The organism is Shewanella vesiculosa (genome assembly GCF_009994065.1).
Taxonomy (GTDB): Bacteria; Pseudomonadota; Gammaproteobacteria; order Enterobacterales; family Shewanellaceae; genus Shewanella; species Shewanella vesiculosa.
The window spans coordinates 116847-135698 of the sequence record NZ_JAACSD010000003.1; the positions used below are offsets into that span (position 1 = coordinate 116847).

Genomic DNA, 18852 nt, shown 5'->3' on the forward strand with positions numbered 1-18852 from the left:
TGACGTTAATCCACTTTTGATACAACACGTTAGCATTGTTTGATTGCATACTTTGAGGTTTCAATCAAATGTCTACACAATGCATGTGTAACTTTACTCAGTATTTATTTGCTATGGGAATGGGGATAAATACTGGGTAAAGGTATCACTTTTAATCTTATTAAGATTGTAGGGCCTCTATCAATAGAGGCCCTTTTTTTATGACCTGTGGCCACTAACCTAGTGACGCTTGATTTTGCCAGACAGAAATAGCTAACTGCCGAGCACGACCGAAGATGGGACCAACAACAAGCCCTGTTAATGATCAAATCATTGCCAGCCAGCCTATGTAAATAGAATCATTTAGACAGACGGTGACAATAGCCTAAAAAATCACGATGAACAGCTCAAATGCGAGCAACCACCAACACCAAAGAATTCAGATGCCTTGGTTCGATAGTATTTGTCCTCAACTTGCTGGGACTGCTCTGCGTAAGGCTGGGTCATAACAGCCTGCAATTCTCTAACCGGTGCATAATTACCGACGCTGGCTCGCTGATAAGCAGGCACTAGCAACCACTCGCGCAAGGTATATTTAGGGTTAACAGCCTTCATCTGTGCAGAAATCTCATCACGACTGCGCGCCTGCGTATTTGTGTCACCGGTACTGCCAACCTCAGAGCTGTCGACCACATTACTGTCGAGCAGAGATTGCCATTGTGTCAGCCAAGCTGACCAGCGCTGCTCAAGTCCTGCGGGGGCTTGTGCTAAGTCTCGGTAGAAACTTTTTTTCAGTGGGCCAATATCATCCGGTAACGCCGAAAGCTCGCGGAAAAACAGAGTGTAATCCACTGGGGTTTGCAGCATGAGCGTTTCAAGTTCATCAAATAGGGCAGCGTTAAAAGTGCCAAGCCCAAGTTTGGCGGCCCACATCTGCTCCATTTTTGCTTGCATCTCGGCCGAAAAACCATTGACCAGCTGCTGCAACTGGTCGAGATAATCTGGCTCAGACGCCAGTAATGGGCTTAATGCTGTGCAAAACATCAAGAAATTGCGTTCCGCTGCCACACCTTGATTAAGAAATGCAAAGTGCTGTCCGCCACCTGTCCAAGGCTGATATTGCGGATTAAACACATCACAAAATCCGAACGGACCATAATCCAGTGTAAAGCCACCTGCGGCACAGTTATCGCTGTTGAAGTTGCCCTGACAGTAGCCGACACGGATCCAGTTCGACACCAGTGAAGTTAGCCGAGTTCGGAACTCGCCCGCCAGCACCAACACCTTTTCGGCATTGGTAAGTTGCGGATCGATAACATCAGCGTATTCTCGATCAACTAAATGCAGCATAAGTTGTTCAAGCTCTGCCATCGCTTGTGGGTGTTCTTGCTTGCGAGCGCGGCGACCAAATAGCTCAAGCTGGCCGACCCGAATGAACGAGGGTGCCACACGAGTTGAGATAGCCACAGCCTCGGTGATCATTTGGTCAGGATCTTGTGAGTTAGAGCCCTCGGAATACCACGGCCGCTGGACCGTCTCAGTTTTAGACACATACAAACTTAGCGAACGTGACGTTGGCACACCAAGCGCGTGCATGTGTTCCTGTGCGAGGAACTCCCGCACACTCGATCGCAATACAGCACGGCCGTCAGCGCCGCGACAATATGGCGTACGACCTCCCCCTTTAAGCTGCATTTCCCAACGTTTGCCTTTGATGACAGCCTCAAGCACCGAAACCGCACGACCATCGCCGTAGCCATTGCCCGTTCTGAACGGACATTGCTGGATGTATTCGGTGCCGAAGATTGACAGTGCATAGCCACACGCCCAACCGACCTTGCTCATCGGCTCTGGAACCTGCGAAATATCGCCAGAGAACAAGCTAATAAAATCGGCAGACTGCGCCATGCTGTCTGCAAAACCCAACTCACTAAAAAAGCGTTGGCTGTGTGCTACGTACTCGGGGTTTTCAATAGGCGTCGGCTTAACAGGGACATAGTGCCCCGAAAACACTTGTCGTGCTCTATGGTCGTCGCCATTTGTTGTTGCGTCAGGATCACTATTAAGCGTGTCCATCAAAGAGTAATTGGCCAACTTAGCAAGATCGTCAACTGTCTCGACAGTTGCGGATGTATGCTGGGACAGTTGCTTAGTCATAGGGATACCTTATTGATTAAGTAGAAGGGCTATTCCCCGCTGCGTGATATGTCGTATCGATGATTGTTCAATGTGTTCGATGTCTGGAGTCGAATCATTTCATCCTTTAATGTCGAATGCCTGCGCAGGGTAATTTGAAAGAGCCTGAGAGAAACGGAAACAACCCGCATCCATGGTAACTTCTGCTTATAATAATGGAAAGCTTAGCTTGCTGAATCTGTAAAATCGATAGCTTGTCATGGGTATCTATTCTGACTTATGGCCTGCGGCCACTAACGTCGGGCGCTTCGCCCATACCAAGTTATCAAACTTCGTTTGAATTAAGATCGCAAGGTTCCACCCTGCACCGACCAAAAGGGGATCAACAGCAATCCGCTCTTTGCTGTTTATAAAAGAATGGGCCCCTGCCGTTCCGGCAACATTTTAGCTATCTAAAAAAACAACAGCTGCGAAAAAATTGCGACGGAAATAAGTTTGGCTTTTAACTTTGATTTGTAACCTTCTTAGGCCCATCTTGTCATAAAGAGTAAAATGCTAACGCTTGCGATGGGAATCTGATGTGAAAGGATTCACGAATGTCGTGGTGGCATGGAAGGCAAAGAACGACCTGTACAGCGAAAACTAGCCTGACGTCCTGTCAGGCTCACGCATTCTGTTATAAAGAGTCTTCAACGGCCTCAAGTTCAGAGTTGAATGTGTACTTTAAAAGCCAAAAATCTAACTCATCTTTGCCCCGAAGTTTGTTGGCCTTCGAATGAAGGTTTGGCATTTTTTATGTTTGGTTGAGTGGGTATTGGTTAAATGGGTTTGAAGCTTGTAGCTTCAATGCAGTCAATCACCTGCTATGAGCTTATGTGCAGATACTGCTTCGGGACGCTTTACGCCATCTATGGCCGCTTAACGAAAACGTCCCTGTTTTCGATACCCTCAGTCGCATCTGCACTGGTTCATGCTATCTCTTCGATTTAGCATCATTTGGTACGAATGTTAAGTTAACAGCTAACTTGGTTTTGCCCCATTCCTACTTAGATCTGTAAAAGCTAACAATTTCATAAGAAACTTTATGACTTAATATTACTAATGATTGAACTTTATTAGGGGTTTCTTATTAGTAAATGTAAGGGAGGGGGAGAAAATGAAAGCATTGCTTCTGATATTAGTTAGTGCTTTGGCCTTAAATGTACATGCTACTGAAGGAGTGGATTTTAAATATTGGTCTGTGCTAAAGCACTAGCATCATGAAAATTCTCATTTCAGCCACATCAGTAGGCTTTGATGTTGATAGTGAGCAACGGATTTGGTTTACCTGTGCATACAGAAAAGACGGTTTTCAAGCTGAATTCTTGAAACTAAAAATGACTGAGTCCGGGCTGGATTGAGCCCAAATGAATCAGAGCGAAGGTTTTGGTTAGACTCTAAAGCCGTGGCCAAATTAAGTTGACCATTACATTGATTAGTTAAGTTGACTTATAATCTGATCATGTTGATAAATTGTTCTATGCTTAATCGAATGAGTACAAAACAATCGTAGTGAATTGTTGCTTACCCAGAGTAAATGATAGTTTGCTATTTTCTTTACGAAGAAAGACTATCAAAGTGATTTTAAATTTCTTATTTAGTCATCAAATAGCCGTCTTCCAGAGTTATCAATCATAGTAAAAAATTTTCACATATTTTTTACATATGATTAATTACTGAGAATAATAAAATGTTAAAAAAATATATTCTTCCACTCATCATCACATCAATACTTGCTGGTTGTGGTGGTTCGTCAACAAATTCAACAACCCCACCCGCTCCTACTGTACCAACCCCACCTACATCTAGCGCTACTACAACAGAAATTACGGGAGTTATTACTGGTTTTGGTAGTGTCTTTGTCAATGGTGTTGAATACGAAACCGACTCCGCTGAGGTTTCAACCGATGATAATGCAGGAGCAAGTGAAACCGATTTACAGATTGGTATGATTATTACGCTCAATGGTGAAATAAATGAAGACGGGACTTCGGGTAACGCTAGTTCTATTCATTATGATGAACAAATAAAAGGACCGCTTGATAGTATCGATCTAATTGGCAATTCTTTGTCTGTGCTTGGACAAACCATTTTATTTGATGATTTAACCAGTTTGGACAATGTCATACTCATCGAACTTATACCCGGAGACTTTCTCGAAATCAGTGGCTTTTTTGATGCAGATGGTAACTTGTACGCGACAAGAATTGAAAAAGAAACTGAGTCTACCAAGTTAAAAGTGCAAGGCATGGTTAAAATGCTAGACACTGTTAATAAAACGTTCACTTTAGGTAGTCTAACAATTGATTATAGTTCGGCAGTATTCGACGATTTTGTTGAAGCAGACTTGGCTGAGGATCAAGAAGTACGTGTTAAGGGCCTATCTTCAGCATTAGCTAATGATGTATTTGTGGTGAGTGAAATAAAACTCAAAGAAAGCAAAGAAGAGCATGAAAACGGTGATGGTAAACATACAGAAGGATTTATCACGAGTTTTGAATCAAACAGTAGTTTCATTGTTAATGACATTCACGTAATTACTGATGAAAATACCGAGTTTGAACATGGTTCAGTTGATTCTTTAATGTTAAACGTACGGGTAAAAATTAAAGGGGAATATAATGCCACTGGTGATTTACTGGCAAAAGAAATCCGCATTCATCAACGAACTAACTTGAATTTAGAAGGATCTATACAAGAAGTTGATTTAGATTTAAGTACAGTAACCGTACTTGACGTTGTTTTTGAAATTAGCAACCAAACAAAGATGAAAGATGAATCTGATAGAGGCGAACGTTTTTTTGATTTAGCTGATTTAACCGTTGGCGATTTTGTTGAAATAAAAGGCTTTATTGATAATGAAGGCAATAATATAGCAACAAAAATGGAACGTAAAAATGAAGGCGATGATAATGATACAGAGTTAAAAGGCACTGTAAGTAATATTATAGACTTTAGTTTTGATATTGTCGGCGTGAACGTTAGTACCAATGAAAATACATTGTTTGAGGGTACTGATGGAGACGATGTCACCCAAGCAACATTTTTTGAACAACTGCAAAATGACATGCTGGTAGAAGTTAAAGGTCAAGTCATTGATGGTATTCTTGTCGCATTTAAAGTTGAAATAAAAGAAAACGAATCTGACGATGATCACTCCGATGAAGGTATGCACCGTACTGAATTAAGAGGAATTGTTGAGGATATTTCAGACCAGACGCTAGTCGTTTCAGGCCATGATGTTTTGATAACCTCAAACACTGGATTTGAATTTAATGATGACAAACTTCCTGCTGACGAATTCTGGAAAATAGTTGTTACAGGCGACCAAGTAAAAGTGAAAGGTAACGTGAGTGCTCAAGGAATTATTACCGCTAAGTCCATAGAGTTAGAGCGTTAAGGATAAAGATAAAGAAAGTATGAGGATACATGATTTTAAAAATTAATAATGTATCCTCATAATACAAAAAACTACAGAAATGTATTTTTAGAAAACAGACCAAAAGCTGTCTATATACAGTGAATATGAAAGACTATTCTGGTCAAGCACAACTGGACTCCTGACTTTGTAATTTCTCATAGCTGATGGGTGTTAAGTCACTGAGCGTTGTATGCAAGTGTTCATGGTTGTAATACCTAATGTATTGTTCAACATCTTGCTTGATCATTTCTCGCGTCAAATACACAACATTCAACAGCCGTTCATTCTTCAAACTACCAAAGAAGCGCTCAACAAAGGCGTTATCCAAGCAGGCTCCCACACCACTCATCGAAGCTATAATGCCTTTTCCTTGAAATTGTTTACTCGTATATTGAGCGCCTCTGTTGCTGTGAAACAGTATCTCCTGACCTCGTTGACTAAGCATTGAGGCCATTTGTAACGCACGCTCAACTAAACTGACGGTCATCCGCTTTGATATCGCCCACTCGATTATGCACCTAGAGTTTAAGGCCATCACAATCGCCAGATATAACCAGCCTTGATTAGTTCTTAAATAGGTCACATCACCCGCCCAAACCTGATTAGGCAAGGCTGGTTTAACGTTTTGGTTTAGAACATTATCAGCAACACTGTCGCTGTGTTTTCGCTTCGTCGTTACTTTATAAGCTTGCCGCTGAGTCACGACTAAGCCGAGCTTACTCATAATAGAGCGAGTACGATAAGGGCCAATAACAAAGCCTTTTTCACCTAGTTTTTCGCTAACTGACGTGAGCCTAAGCTGTTACGACTACGCCTGAAAAGACACTTTGCCGTTCAGTATAGGTTTGGCTAATTTTCGCTAATAATCTTAGCGGGTCTCGTTAAAAAGTCATAATAGGCACTGCGAATGACTTTCAGCTCCCTACAAACTGTTTTATTTCGAATTGAGAGCGGTTGTCTCGAATATACCGAAACTTTAATTCATTTCTTTCGCGAAGAAGGCACTGGCCTTTTTTAGTATTTCTTTCTCTACCCGATGCTGTTTAACCTTCTTCCTTAGAGATAAAAGCACAGCATATCTGATTACCATACTTTTTTAATCAATGTCAGATTAATTAGACTCAATGATCTAAATTATTTCTGTCCAAAAGAGATTTGGGAAATATTATAAATAGTTATTCGTTAGCTTTTATACCATGCTGTTTAAATATGATTACAATCCCGTAATCTTGGTACATGTATCAACGTTCTCTGGTGTGCAAACTGTGATAGGTGTGTAAATTGTTTTCTCATATTTTTGTTCTGTTACAATTTTATACAGTGTCAAAATGGCTAGTCTTCCCATTTCATATGGGGCTTGACCAATATTGATATGAACAAGATTATCTTCCAACATAGCTAATTGTTCAGAGGATGTGTCAGTAATAACAATGATGACCTTGTTGTTATTAATTTTTGCCTGGTACGGGGCAATCATTTTACGATAAAGTTCTTGGTCATTTTGCGGCCAACCACCAACAGCAATAAAAGAGTCTGCTTTTACAGGCTTACCTTTCATTACAGACTCCATTTGATTAATAGATTGATCCAATTGATCAAAATTAAAGAAAGGTTCTCTAACTTCAGTCCATCCCGAATCGTTATTAAGCAATTCTCCAGGAGGTACATCGTATTTTTTTCCCGATAATGCGGAACGGACACCCATCAATCTTAAATTCAGATTGGGAGAATCTGGTCGCCCAGATTGCATTATTAGCGTTCCCCCATTGGGCCGAAGTTTTTTTAACTCTTCACCTAATGACTTACCCAATTCAAAATTGTCAGTGCCGATATAGGCTAGGCGTAAACTATTAGGATCTTCGTTGATTGAAACATCAATATCAGAGTCATAGGTAATAACCGGAATACCTGCTTCTTTAGCTCTCTTAAGGCTATTTTTAACGAGATATTTAGATTGTGTAACGGCTACTGCGATACCGTCTATACCTTCATCAATAAGTTGATTTATTACCTGATCTTGCATCCTAACATTACTTATATCTGGTCCCCGATATATGCATTCCACGCCTTTTATTTGAGCCGCTGCATCTATACAGCCAGCTTTGCTTCGCTCAAAAAAAACACTATGAAATTTAGGTACCACGGCAAGTCTTAATTCTTTTCCATAGACAGAAGATATGGGTATTAGACTAAAGGCAACAAACAATACAAGTGATCTCCCCATACTCCCTCCTTAAATAATCATATTGCGACTCAGCTTACAATAAAACATAGCAAAGAAACTCATTTAAAAATGTGAGCTGAAACGGTATTGCTGAACCTATCAGTGTGAGCTAATCGATATTGTTGTGTTTTGAACTCCCCCATGCGTCAGCATGGCAACACCATACAAGTAACCAATTGGTTCTAATTTTTGAATGCCTGTCATAATTTTATTGCTTGCTTGTTTTTGGCTCATTCCAAGCATCAAGCGCTTTCGCAGACATTCAAATGAAACTGGGTGGGGATATTAATAACTCAATCGAATCAGAGTAAACTTTTATAAAATTAAACTGAAACACTAGCTTCTCTAAAAATTCTGTCCAAAAATGAGTTAGTACCTGTAAATGGGTAAATTCAACTCTGAACTTGAGGCCATTGAAGACTCTTTATAAAAGAGTCAGTGAGCTGACCATAGCCGTTCACGAATTCCAAGGCATCCTGCCTATCAGATCCCCACTAGCTTTCGAGTTACAAGTCGTTCTTTGGCATACATGCCACCACGACATTCGTGAATCCATTCACCATAACAATCGTTAGCATTTTCACTCTTTATGACAAGATGGGCCAAAGCGGAATTCAAACGAAATTAAAAGCGGGATCTCCTTCCGTCGCGACCTTGTAGATTTTTGAAAATGTTGCCGGAACGCTGAGGGTTTGCAAAGGCTGATTTATAAATAAGAATGCGCTTTACCCTTTTGCTCTGGTGTAAGCGAAGCGCCACGACGATAGCGGCCTTAGGCCATAAAGCACAAAACATAAAAGAACAACGCTAGATTCCGGCTCAAAAGCATTACCGGAATGACACTTGGTTTAGCCACCTTTCTTACCGATTATCAGCCGTAGGCTTTTTCAATAACTTCCGCTGTAAGGTTCTGCGGTGCATACCCAATTGTCGTGCGGTTTCTGATACATTGCCATTGTTGTTGGCGAGCACTTGTTGAATGTGTTCCCATTCAACGCGCTTGGGGTTAAGTGGCTGTTCTTCAATATCATCATAAGTGGTTGTGGTTTTAGCCGAGACGGATAATGCATTTAATAACGTTTGGGTATCGACGGGTTTAGCGAGGTAATTGTCTGCTCCAAGGCGGATGGCTTCGACGGCGGTGGCGATGCTGGCAAAGCCAGTGAGCAATACCATGTGTACCTGGGGTAAAAGTTGTCTTAAGGGTTTAATTAACGACAAGCCATTATGTTCGGCTAATTTCATGTCTAACACGATATGGGTGGGCACAAATTGCCTTGCCATTAATAAGCTATCACTGGCGTGATGGCAGGTTTTACACTCAAACCCATGCTTGCCGAGGCGGCGGGCTAAAATGGCAGCTAGGGCCAAATCATCTTCAATAATCAATAGCTTGTTCATGGTGATCTCAATCCAGCTTATCTTTATTTCAACTTCTGTTTACTTCGATTCGCTTCTATTCGTTAAAATAGCTTCAACTCGCTTTTTGTACACTAAGCGGTAATGTCACTATGGCTTCGGTGCCACAGTCTGGGTGCGGTTTAAGGTATAACTTACCGCCTAAACGCTCAAAACTGGTGTGACTTAATAATACCGCGATGCCCATCCCTTTGGGGCTTTTTACCATATTATTACCTAAGGTATGAAGCAAATGAGTAGCAATGCCGACACCGTAATCGCGAATAGTGATGCTCAATTCTTGTGGCTGTGACAGGCTGATATTGATATCAACAACGGCTGAGTGCTGGTTATCTTGACTCGCCTGAGCGCCATTTTGGATCAGGGCCATTAACGCCGGTAATAAGCTCATGTCGGTATATAAGATCCCCTGCTCGACTTGTGGCGTTAAGGTGATGTTTAATTGAGTTTCTGGCATTAATAAATTCACTTGGTCAATCAACATATCAGCTAACTGATTAACCGGTTGGTGGGTTAATTTATGCTCGCGTATCGACTCTGTGGCGAGGCGTAAATCGCTTAAGGTAACTTCACATCGATTAAGCGCTTGTTGCATCTCACTAATCAATTCTGTTTGTTCAGCATCATTGGCCGATTCGAACAGTTCATCAACCAATAAGCGTAATGTTGCCAATGGTGTTGCCAGCTGATGAGCCATTTGTGCTGATGCGGTGCCTAACGCCAAAATCTTTTCTTGGCGTAACTGGGCTTCGCGTAAATAGCGTAGCTCTGCATTTTTTTGGCGTATCCGTTTGGCGATAAAACCTACGGTAACCGTTAACACCAATGCAGAAATCACAAAATTAAACCACATGCCTAAATAGTGCGAGCCCATATCCATACTGTGGCTTACAGGCATAGCCTGATTGGCTTGTATCGTATGGGTCATTGGCATTTGGCTCATGTCATGGGCCATAGCGGGATCGCGCATTTCATCTGAAATATCGACAATCATTAAGGTATAAAATGCGGTTGATACTATGGTTAAGTACCAAGGCGCCCAACGAGGCAAGGTAATGGCAGAAATAGCTATCGGTAATAATAGTAATGATACGAAAGCATTGGTCGCCCCGCCGGTAAAATATAACCAGGTTGCCCAAAACAAAGTGTCTAACAATAAGGTTAAAAACAACAAACCATTGTTGTTCATGCTCAGTCGATGAAAACGATAACTAAAGCCAACATAACAAGCTTCAATAATTAACACGTATGATAAAGCTATTGGAGGAGTTGTTAACCCAAATAAGTCTGTGGCAAACAAGATCAGCCCAATTTTTAAACCCCAATTAACCAGTCGTAGTAAGGCCAATTGTTGCTGACTTGCGTTAAAAGGCATGTTCACATTTGCCATACTATTGCGATCCTAATGTTGATGATATATTCAGCTCAATCCCCTGCTGCCACTACTCTGACTTTGCCATAATAGCAAATCACTTTATCAAACTATTTCACCATTGTGATGCCAATATTGACCATTTAATTCACAACAACACACTGACGTGATTATTGGCAAGCAGGTTTAACCTCACCTTTGAAATAAGTGAGCAGATAATGACGACAAAACATAATATTGAAGTCATTTATTATAAATGAATTACTGCTGTTTAACGTTAACTTGATCCATGCTAACGATAAAAACGCTAAATGATAACACGCATCAATGGCTGTATTGAGTCACTTATATGGTGTCTATTTTAGGGTTAACAATAGATAACTGTTACGCTTTATAATTAATATTTAGCACAATAGGCTGGCCTTAGGTTACCGGCTTGTCGTAAAATAGTGATCTAACTAAAAGAGGCACTAATGGCTAATATTTCCAAATTTAATCGTGAAGAAGTACTTGAAAAAGCAAAAAATCTATTTTGGCAAAAAGGTTTTTTGGCGACTTCGACCCGAGAAATTCAAACTACCATGGATATGCGGCCTGGCAGCATATATGCCGCATTCGGTAGTAAGGCCGATTTATTTCACCAAACGTTGATTCATTACGTGCAAACCTCCACGGGTGATTTAAATGAAAAAATAGCCCAAAGTGACAGTGCCTGGAATGGATTTAAGCAATATTTACGCAGTATTATCGTGCCTTGCTGTGCCGAAGTGCCAAGCGAATTATGCATGGTTGTGCGCACTTTAGCTGAACTCGATGAATCTCATCAAGAAACACTGAACATAGCTAAAGATCTGCTGACTCAAGTTGAGCATCGCTTTGCCAGTATCATAGAAAAAGCTCAGCATGATGGTGATTTACCAAGCAAATTAGATAAATCTCAAGTGGCGAAAAAGCTACAAGTGCACATTATTGGTTTACGATCTTATCTCAAAGCCACCGGCGATACAGACACAGTAAACAGAGAACTAGAAGAATTCTTTATTCAATTAGAAAGTTAAAAAAGCGCTTTGAGCGCTTTTTTAATTTTTAACAAATGATAACAAAAATATGTCGTATTATTTAACGACAGCTTTAAATCCGCCAGCAACTCCACTAGGTAAGTAAGTCATAAAACTTGATATTAAATTGACCGATACCTGTATATTCAATATTCACTTCTGTTGCCATGGGGACTTTGACAACACCGCAATATGAACCCGTGATAATGGCTTGACCAGCACTGAGCTTAATGCCCAATTTTGCTAAGTAATTAATTAACCAATACACAGGGTTTTGCGGTAATTCACAAGGGTGTACCCCAGAAAATTGCTGTAATCTTGCGGTGCGTTCACCGCCACTGACCACCACCTCAATATGGCTGGCTTGATAAGCAATAGAAGTGTCTATTTTTGGACCTATGTACAGACCTTGATTGCTCAAGCCATCGGCAAGTTTTTGATAAAAACTGGGTTGTATCTCACGACTAAAACGATTTTGAATCAATTCTAAAGCCATGTGTGTAGCACTAATAGCTTGGTCAATGTCATCATTACTGTAATGGCGATAAGGCTCAATGTCCTGACCTAAAATAAACGCAATTTCAGGCTCTATCAGCGCGGTTGGCTGCCCGTCTTTAATACTGGGTATAATGCCGCAATCAATAGTCTGGCTCACTGCTGTTGATAATATTGGCGCAACAATTAACTGACCATTAGCTTGCGGAACTAGGCATTTCCAACCTGCAATGGTGCCATGTTGAGTTATCATCAATTGTTGTACAGCAATAGCCTGTTCAATACTTTGGGGCACAAAGGCTAAATAGTTTGAGTCAGGATGAGGAATACCACGCTGAGCATATAAATGCTTAGCAAGTTTATTAAGGGCTTTATCGGTCACAATAGCATCATCAAAAAATCAAAACGCTAGATTATCGTTTTTGGCTATTGAGATCGATAAATTTCGTATCCGAAAGCCAAAAACAACAAACCGCTGTAGCAAAGACAGCGGTTTGATTTTACTGCAAGTTATTAGCCTTTATTAGCGATATAACGCCAATCAGAAGCGGTTGATCTCATACAGCAGCTTACTTGCGTGTAGCTCTTAACATCCATGCAGTTTTTTCATGTATGCGCATCCGATCTGACACTAATGCAGCGGTTGATTCATCATCAGCCGCTTGAGCTAATTTAAGCACTTGTCGCGATGTTTTAACCACTTGCTCATGGCCTTGGGTTAATAAATCAACCATATCTGCAGAACTTGGTACACCTTCAACTTCTTTTATTGAACTTAAACGAGCAAACTCTTTGTAAGTCCCCGGTGCTGCTACATCTAATGTACGAATGCGTTCAGCAATATCATCAACAGCCACCGCAAGCTCAGTATATTGCTCTTCAAACATCAGGTGTAACTCACGAAAGTGTACGCCTGTTACATTCCAGTGAAAATTATGAGTCTGTAAATAAAGTGTATATGAATCTGCTAATAAACTTTTTAAGCCTTCAGCAATTTTTAGTCGGTCGTCTTTTTTTATACCAATATCGATGTCTGTCATTTTATTCCTCTCAAAGTAGAATTAATTAGTCATAACATTACAGCATTTGTATAAATGGTGAATACACGTTATTCATAAGTCGCTTAATAAAATAAGCATAACATCGAATAACAATATATTGGCCTTAATGCATATACCAACTTAACTAATATAATATTACATCAGTGTATAGTATCAAACCTATGTGTTAAACCTATGTGTTAAACCTATAAATAGAGTCTATATATTAACACTATTACTCAACTCATAGGTCTCTTTTAAAAGGTCTCTTTTAAAAACAAACCAATAACATCTTAACAGATGCCTTAATAATATATTACACACCATATAGTTACTGTTGATGAATAGCGCTATGGCTAACTCATCGTTAACGTTACTAATGTATTTATACTAACATCATGATATAAAGGATCAACTCTCAACGATTAATTTATGTTAATAGTTCAACTTAATCGCTTTATAAAAAATTTGAAATACAGCTCATATTGAAACGCGACGAGGAAATAACACCAAATACATATATCCCACCACCAGTAGATTAATTATCAGCACCACCACACTCATTAAGTTAAAGTGATTAACCACTTCATAAAGCTCTAAAGGCAGATATATCGCGCCACTGACCAACGCGAACCATTGAGTCCAGCGTAAGTTATGCCATAAACCATAAGCTTCAATAAAACGAATTAAGGTATATGCTGCAGCACCTATTGCCATTAACGTTAAACTCGATGGTGATACTGCGCTAACGGCCGAAATAAAAATACCGGGATAGTGACTCGCAGGATTTAAGTGTAGATGAATCATCCATTGTGTTGCCAGCGCCGACAGGTTTTGCCCAGCATATGCATGCAGGCCGATAGCAACCAATAAAGCCAACATTCCTTTACTGGCTTCTAATACCGCAACCGCACGTACACCTTTGCCTGACGCTATCATTTTCGCATATCCACTCTAAACCGATTAGCCTATATTAGCGGCTCACAACAATGTCGCCAATGACTATTTTACTGGTAAAAAAGCACTTCAGTTGAAGTGCTTAGCCGTTAACCTGAAGATCATTTAAGGTAGTGAATAACGCAGTATTCGTTTAACCACTTGACTATATTGACGTAAAAAAGGTCCCGTATGATAAGCAATACCGTGACGGGCAAAGATAGCTTGCACTTTTGGCGCCACTTGCTGATAGCGTGACGATGGCAGATCGGGAAACAAATGATGTTCAATTTGAAAGCTCAAATGACCAGTGAATATATGAAATAATTTGCCGCCGAGAATATTCGACGAACCTAATGCCTGGCGATAATACCACAGACCTTGAGTTTCATTTTCACACTCAGCTTGGCTAAAGGTATGAACATCTGAGGTAAAATGACCACAAAATATGATAGTCGATGTCCATAAATTACGAATTAAATTGGCGATTAAGTTACCACATAGCACCCACAAAAATAGCGGCCCCGCGAGCAAGGGAAATAGCAGATAATCTTTGAATAATTGTTTACCGCCTTTACTAAAAAAACGTCGTTTCAGTTCGCTTGGATCAATTTTTGACGTGCGGTCTTGTTTCTTTTTGCCCATAAAAACACGTTCTGCGGCGAGTTCATGATAAGAAACTCCCCACTGAAATAGCATGCTTAAATTTAGGTAAGTGAGAAATTGCCACAGGTTTTTAACCCGCCAGGAAAAGTCATTCGACAAACGCAACAAACCATAACCAAAATCTCGGTCTTTACCAATCACATTGGTATAAGTGTGATGCTCATAATTGTGGATCCGTTGCCAACTTTTACCGTCACAGGCTATGTCCCAATCAAACTGACGCGAGTTAATATGAGGATCGTTCATCCAATCGTATTGTCCATGCAACACATTATGACCGATTTCCATATTGTCGAGAATTTTGGCACTGGCTAAGCTCAACACACCCACAAGCCAACAGAGTGGATGAATAACCCCCAACATCAATAACACACGCCCGCCCCACTCTAAAGCTCGTTGCCACACAATGACGTTACGAATATAGGCCGCATCGGCTGTGCCAACTTCGGTTAACGTTTGACGTTTCAACTCATCTAACTCGTTAGCTAACAGATCAAAATTAATATTCTTATTCATCACTTTACAGTTCCAACTCAAGTGGCGTCACCGCCTGAGAAATACATAATTGAATTAATTGCTCACCTTGCTGTGATATCTCACCGGTACGCATATTCCTCACCACACCAGATTTTTTAATACACTGGCATTGATGGCACACACCAATACGGCAACCAAAATTAGCACTGATCCCCTGTTGCTCTAAGCCATTGAGTAAAGAGTTGTTGGTTGCTAATGTTAGCTGGGTTTGTTTACCACGCTGGGTTAACTGAATATGCTGCTCGCCGCTGTGTGTTTGCGACATAACCGGAGCTTGAAAATACTCCGCTTGCCGCTGCTTTAACGGTTGATTAATGGCATCTAATTGGCGATCAACATCCTGCTTAAACTGGCCTGGGCCACATACCAACACTTGGCTTTTCACGGTGCAGTCACTCAGAGCATCCGCTAAATTGTCGCCATTTTTACGAATAAGCAATTGCACTTTTAATTGGTTTAACTGCTGCTGTAACGCCATGAGTTCGTCAACATACAAATGCTCACCCGGCTTGGCAAAGTAAACCAAATTAATGGGATTTTGTGGTTGTTGTGGTAACAACGCCAGTTGGTTTAGCATCGCCATAAATGGCGTAATGCCACTGCCAGCCGCCACAAACCATAATGGTGTTGATGGTTGGATACGGTCACTAACTGCAAACTCACCTTGTGGCGCACTTAAATTGACATAAGTACCCGCGGTAATATTCGCCAATAATTTTGCCGTAAAAGCACCGTCAACATGGGTCTTAATGGTTAAACGAATCACGCGCTTTTTAGGGTATTGGCTATGGGACTGGTCGGGTGCAGAGGAGATTGAAAAAGGTCGGGTCATTAAACGGCCATTAATTTCTACCATCAATAACACGTGCTGGCCTGCTATGGCTTGCGGCCAGGCTTTATCTGCAGACAAGTCTAGTTGCACAACATCGGCACGAAGTAATTGATGCCCCAACACTTGGGCGCGAAACCAATCGGTGCGCCAAGCGGGCTTTATGCGCTGCATAATAGGTTCGAAATAACTGCCAAGAGAGTCAGTATGGAATAAGGTTTTTGCGGTGACTTGGTTAAGTCGGGTCAATAGATTCATTTTAGCGCACAAGTGTTAGCTCAATTTCAGCGCACAATTGTACTCTTAAATTATATTGTGGTGCAAGTAGCCATGTTAACTATATCGTTTAAGCCTAATATAGCGTGATGGATGGTACAACATCACTCGTGACCGTGGATGAATTTAAGCGGACTGAGTTGATGATGGGTTTATAAAAGGCATAGCATCAATTAAAAAACTGAAATAACCAGCTGAAAGTAATAAGCTGCAAAGCGTAAGTTAATCGGTCTAAAATGTTAACACTAGCCGATAAGTGATATTAAAAACCAACGACATCTGAGTGGTTACGAAGAAAAAAATCGCTTACTTTTTCTCAAGAAAACACAAATAATGTTCGCGTGTAAGCTTAAAAATGCAAATGTATCATCTTGGCTAGGTAGCCCCAAATATTGCCCCTCTTGAGTTGAACTAGAATGGTGATATTAATAAGGGTTGTTACAGTTGCTCAACTTGCTTAAGCTCATCGACAGTTAACGAGCCGTAATCTCTAGGATACGACCAGCCATAACCCCAGCGAACGGGTTTGCGTAAATAAGATGTGCAACCTAGGCAATCATGTTTCACATTCACATCCAGCTTATAATTATTGACGGGCTAAGATGGCACTGTGATCATGACAATAGTCATGGAAGTAATATAAACAAACTCCGCTTAGGTATTAAATAGACCACACAGGTAATCATTAGTTTATACAAGTAATATAAGTTAACGATTATTGAGCCAATTTAATAAACCAAATTATTGAGCAAAATTAGCAAACCATTTTTGATACGGTTGATATATATCGTAAAGCCAATTAAAGACCGCGGTATAAATTAAAATAAAAATCAACACTCCAGCTTCTAATATCAGGGTCTCGATAAGGCTTAATGACAGATACCATGATACTAATGGAATAGTGACCAACAACATGCCGCCTTCAAAACACAATGCATGTACAATCCTGATCAGTAACGTTCTTTCAATCCTATTTGGACCAACTATTTTATCAAACCACACGTTATAAATGTAATTCCATAACATAGCAAATAACGACAAACCAATACTCACAACCAACATATCGCTGGCCTCTTGCTTCATCATTAACGCGCTTGTAGGCACAATAAGCGCCATTGCCAGCAGCTCAAACGTTATCGCCTGAAACACTCTTTCTTTACCTTGCATAATAGACTCAATATATCGTGACCTTTCAACTATTGTCATCCAGAATAGGGATACATAATAGTTGGATAGCATCGGGAAAAGCGATATGTATAGTATTGAGCAACTTGAGGCCTTTGTGGCGACAGTAGAAACTGGGTCTTTCTCTTCTGCTGCAAGATCCTTACATAAAGCGCAGTCGGTGGTCAGCCAGCATGTGATAAACCTCGAAATAGACTGCAACGCTAGCTTATTTGATCGTAGTGGACGATATCCGCAGTTAACCTCGGCCGGTAAAAAGCTGTTGCCACATGCCCAAGTCTTATTAGCGCAGCATCAACGCTTACGCTATTGCGCCCAAACCTTAGAACAGCAAACACTTTCAGAGTTAACCATTGGCTTAGATGAAGGCATTCCACTGCAAAAACTGTCAAATATTATTAATGAGTTAGAAGCAAATTTCCCAAATGTCACCTTAGAATTTTTAACCGCTTCAAGCATTGATATTATCGATATGATTGACACTGACCGAGCCGTCACTGGAATTATTTTCAGTGAACTAGTTATTCCAACGCAAATTGATTTTGAATCCATTGGCTCAATTAAGTTTGATATGTATGTCGCCAGTAGCCATGCGCTAGCACAACAAGTATGTGATAACTTAGCCAGCTTAAAGCTGCACCGCCAATTATTAATGCGTTCACGCAACACCAAATCCAGTAGCTTTCAGTTAGCCATTAGTCCAGATGTTTGGTATGCCGACAATTATTATATTTTACTTGAACTGGCATTACAGGGACATGGTTGGTGCTTGCTGCCTAATCATATTGCCAACAGCTATGTAGATAATGGCCAATTAGTGCTGTTACCCTCTGAATTTAAAGAAATTGGCTGGCAGGCAAATGTCGATGTTATTCAGCATCATCGCTATAGCAGCGAACCAGTATTTAAACAGCTAAGGCACTCATTACGGCAATTACTAACGCCATAACATTAATAAAATGAGCAATATCGGCTGATGTATATGCTAAAGCATAAGCGAAAATATGCGATATATGGATGTATGCCCAAGGGTTAACGTACAGGTTTCACGCGACTCAAATCATTTATGATATTTAGCCAGGATTGTTAACTCTTAGAATAGCGTTATTTTCTCAATGACCAGAATCTCTATTGTTGAACATTACCAGTGTCTTAACTCAGGCTAATGTGCCATTAGCCAATATTCACACCTGTATTTAAAGGGTTGTATTAACGGTATAAACTCTATAAATCGGGCTAA

General features: G+C 40.6%; 14 protein-coding genes and 1 pseudogene. 3 read left to right on the forward strand and 12 right to left on the reverse strand.

Translation table 11 applies throughout. From position 1 onward, the window contains the following. Positions 1 to 372: 372 nt before the first annotated feature. The gene (locus GW828_RS00595; RefSeq protein ID WP_273057264.1) at positions 373 to 2136 is read right to left on the reverse strand and encodes a protein adenylyltransferase SelO; all 1764 of its coding nucleotides are present in this window, start codon (positions 2134 to 2136) and stop codon (positions 373 to 375) included. 1708 nt (positions 2137 to 3844) lie between these two features. On the opposite strand from GW828_RS00595, the gene GW828_RS00600 reads away from it, so the two are divergent. Further along, on the forward strand, positions 3845 to 5554 hold the full coding sequence (locus tag GW828_RS00600) for a DUF5666 domain-containing protein (protein WP_273057262.1): 1710 nt from the start codon (positions 3845 to 3847) through the stop codon (positions 5552 to 5554). Between the two features lie 142 nt (positions 5555 to 5696). Here the strand turns inward: GW828_RS00600 and GW828_RS00605 are convergent. From GW828_RS00605 to GW828_RS00620, 4 genes and pseudogenes are all read right to left on the reverse strand, one after another. Further along, positions 5697 to 6347: pseudogene (locus GW828_RS00605) on the reverse strand (IS3 family transposase); the annotation flags it as partial. A gap of 441 nt (positions 6348 to 6788) precedes the next feature. Beyond that, positions 6789 to 7799, reverse strand: a complete 1011-nt coding sequence (locus GW828_RS00610; protein ID WP_273057259.1) for a substrate-binding domain-containing protein — start codon at positions 7797 to 7799, stop codon at positions 6789 to 6791. Between the two features lie 861 nt (positions 7800 to 8660). Further along, positions 8661 to 9200: a response regulator transcription factor gene (locus tag GW828_RS00615; protein WP_273057257.1), complete on the reverse strand. Its 540-nt coding sequence runs from the start codon at positions 9198 to 9200 to the stop codon at positions 8661 to 8663. Positions 9201 to 9273: 73 nt separating this feature from the next. Continuing rightward, positions 9274 to 10608, reverse strand: coding sequence for a sensor histidine kinase (locus GW828_RS00620; protein ID WP_182722822.1), 1335 nt, complete (start codon positions 10606 to 10608; stop codon positions 9274 to 9276). Between the two features lie 455 nt (positions 10609 to 11063). On the opposite strand from GW828_RS00620, the gene GW828_RS00625 reads away from it, so the two are divergent. Beyond that, entirely contained in the window at positions 11064 to 11648 is a 585-nt protein-coding gene (locus GW828_RS00625) for a TetR/AcrR family transcriptional regulator (protein ID WP_182697214.1), read from the forward strand. 94 nt (positions 11649 to 11742) lie between these two features. On the opposite strand, the gene GW828_RS00630 is transcribed toward GW828_RS00625, so the two are convergent. The 7 genes from GW828_RS00630 to GW828_RS00660 all read right to left on the reverse strand — a co-directional run bounded on the left by GW828_RS00630 (position 11743) and on the right by GW828_RS00660 (position 17594). Then, entirely contained in the window at positions 11743 to 12525 is a 783-nt protein-coding gene (locus tag GW828_RS00630; RefSeq protein ID WP_182756540.1) for a hypothetical protein, read from the reverse strand. A 187-nt stretch (positions 12526 to 12712) separates the two neighbouring features. Beyond that, the gene (locus GW828_RS00635; protein ID WP_124015988.1) at positions 12713 to 13183 is read right to left on the reverse strand and encodes a Dps family protein; all 471 of its coding nucleotides are present in this window, start codon (positions 13181 to 13183) and stop codon (positions 12713 to 12715) included. Positions 13184 to 13663: 480 nt separating this feature from the next. Continuing rightward, positions 13664 to 14122 (reverse strand): DUF2127 domain-containing protein, encoded by a 459-nt coding sequence (locus tag GW828_RS00640; protein WP_273057253.1) that lies wholly within the window; start codon positions 14120 to 14122, stop codon positions 13664 to 13666. 123 nt (positions 14123 to 14245) lie between these two features. Then, positions 14246 to 15301, reverse strand: coding sequence for a fatty acid desaturase family protein (locus GW828_RS00645; protein ID WP_273057251.1), 1056 nt, complete (start codon positions 15299 to 15301; stop codon positions 14246 to 14248). Positions 15302 to 15305: 4 nt separating this feature from the next. Continuing rightward, positions 15306 to 16409, reverse strand: a complete 1104-nt coding sequence (locus GW828_RS00650; RefSeq protein ID WP_273057249.1) for a flavin reductase family protein — start codon at positions 16407 to 16409, stop codon at positions 15306 to 15308. Between the two features lie 456 nt (positions 16410 to 16865). After that, positions 16866 to 16994 carry a hypothetical protein gene (locus GW828_RS00655; RefSeq protein WP_273057247.1) on the reverse strand — a complete coding sequence of 43 codons (129 nt, stop codon included), beginning with the start codon at positions 16992 to 16994 and terminating at the stop codon, positions 16866 to 16868. 174 nt (positions 16995 to 17168) lie between these two features. Beyond that, positions 17169 to 17594 (reverse strand): PACE efflux transporter, encoded by a 426-nt coding sequence (locus GW828_RS00660; RefSeq protein WP_273057245.1) that lies wholly within the window; start codon positions 17592 to 17594, stop codon positions 17169 to 17171. A gap of 85 nt (positions 17595 to 17679) precedes the next feature. Here GW828_RS00660 and GW828_RS00665 point away from each other — a divergent pair, with 85 nt between their 5' ends. Further along, a complete protein-coding gene (locus tag GW828_RS00665; RefSeq protein WP_273057242.1) occupies positions 17680 to 18561 on the forward strand; it encodes a LysR family transcriptional regulator in 882 nt (293 codons plus the stop codon). The last annotated feature ends 291 nt before the right edge of the window (positions 18562 to 18852 follow it).

What these genes read in the sequence shown, in the direction of transcription:
- GW828_RS00595 (WP_273057264.1), bottom strand. Translation starts at nt 2,136, where the DNA reads ATGACTAAGCAACTGTCCCAGCATACATCCGCAACTGTCGAGACAGTT.
- GW828_RS00600 (WP_273057262.1), top strand. Translation starts at nt 3,845, where the DNA reads ATGTTAAAAAAATATATTCTTCCACTCATCATCACATCAATACTTGCT.
- GW828_RS00610 (WP_273057259.1), bottom strand. Translation starts at nt 7,799, where the DNA reads ATGGGGAGATCACTTGTATTGTTTGTTGCCTTTAGTCTAATACCCATA.
- GW828_RS00615 (WP_273057257.1), bottom strand. Translation starts at nt 9,200, where the DNA reads ATGAACAAGCTATTGATTATTGAAGATGATTTGGCCCTAGCTGCCATT.
- GW828_RS00620 (WP_182722822.1), bottom strand. Translation starts at nt 10,608, where the DNA reads ATGGCAAATGTGAACATGCCTTTTAACGCAAGTCAGCAACAATTGGCC.
- GW828_RS00625 (WP_182697214.1), top strand. Translation starts at nt 11,064, where the DNA reads ATGGCTAATATTTCCAAATTTAATCGTGAAGAAGTACTTGAAAAAGCA.
- GW828_RS00635 (WP_124015988.1), bottom strand. Translation starts at nt 13,183, where the DNA reads ATGACAGACATCGATATTGGTATAAAAAAAGACGACCGACTAAAAATT.
- GW828_RS00640 (WP_273057253.1), bottom strand. Translation starts at nt 14,122, where the DNA reads ATGATAGCGTCAGGCAAAGGTGTACGTGCGGTTGCGGTATTAGAAGCC.
- GW828_RS00645 (WP_273057251.1), bottom strand. Translation starts at nt 15,301, where the DNA reads ATGAATAAGAATATTAATTTTGATCTGTTAGCTAACGAGTTAGATGAG.
- GW828_RS00650 (WP_273057249.1), bottom strand. Translation starts at nt 16,409, where the DNA reads ATGAATCTATTGACCCGACTTAACCAAGTCACCGCAAAAACCTTATTC.
- GW828_RS00660 (WP_273057245.1), bottom strand. Translation starts at nt 17,594, where the DNA reads ATGCAAGGTAAAGAAAGAGTGTTTCAGGCGATAACGTTTGAGCTGCTG.
- GW828_RS00665 (WP_273057242.1), top strand. Translation starts at nt 17,680, where the DNA reads ATGTATAGTATTGAGCAACTTGAGGCCTTTGTGGCGACAGTAGAAACT.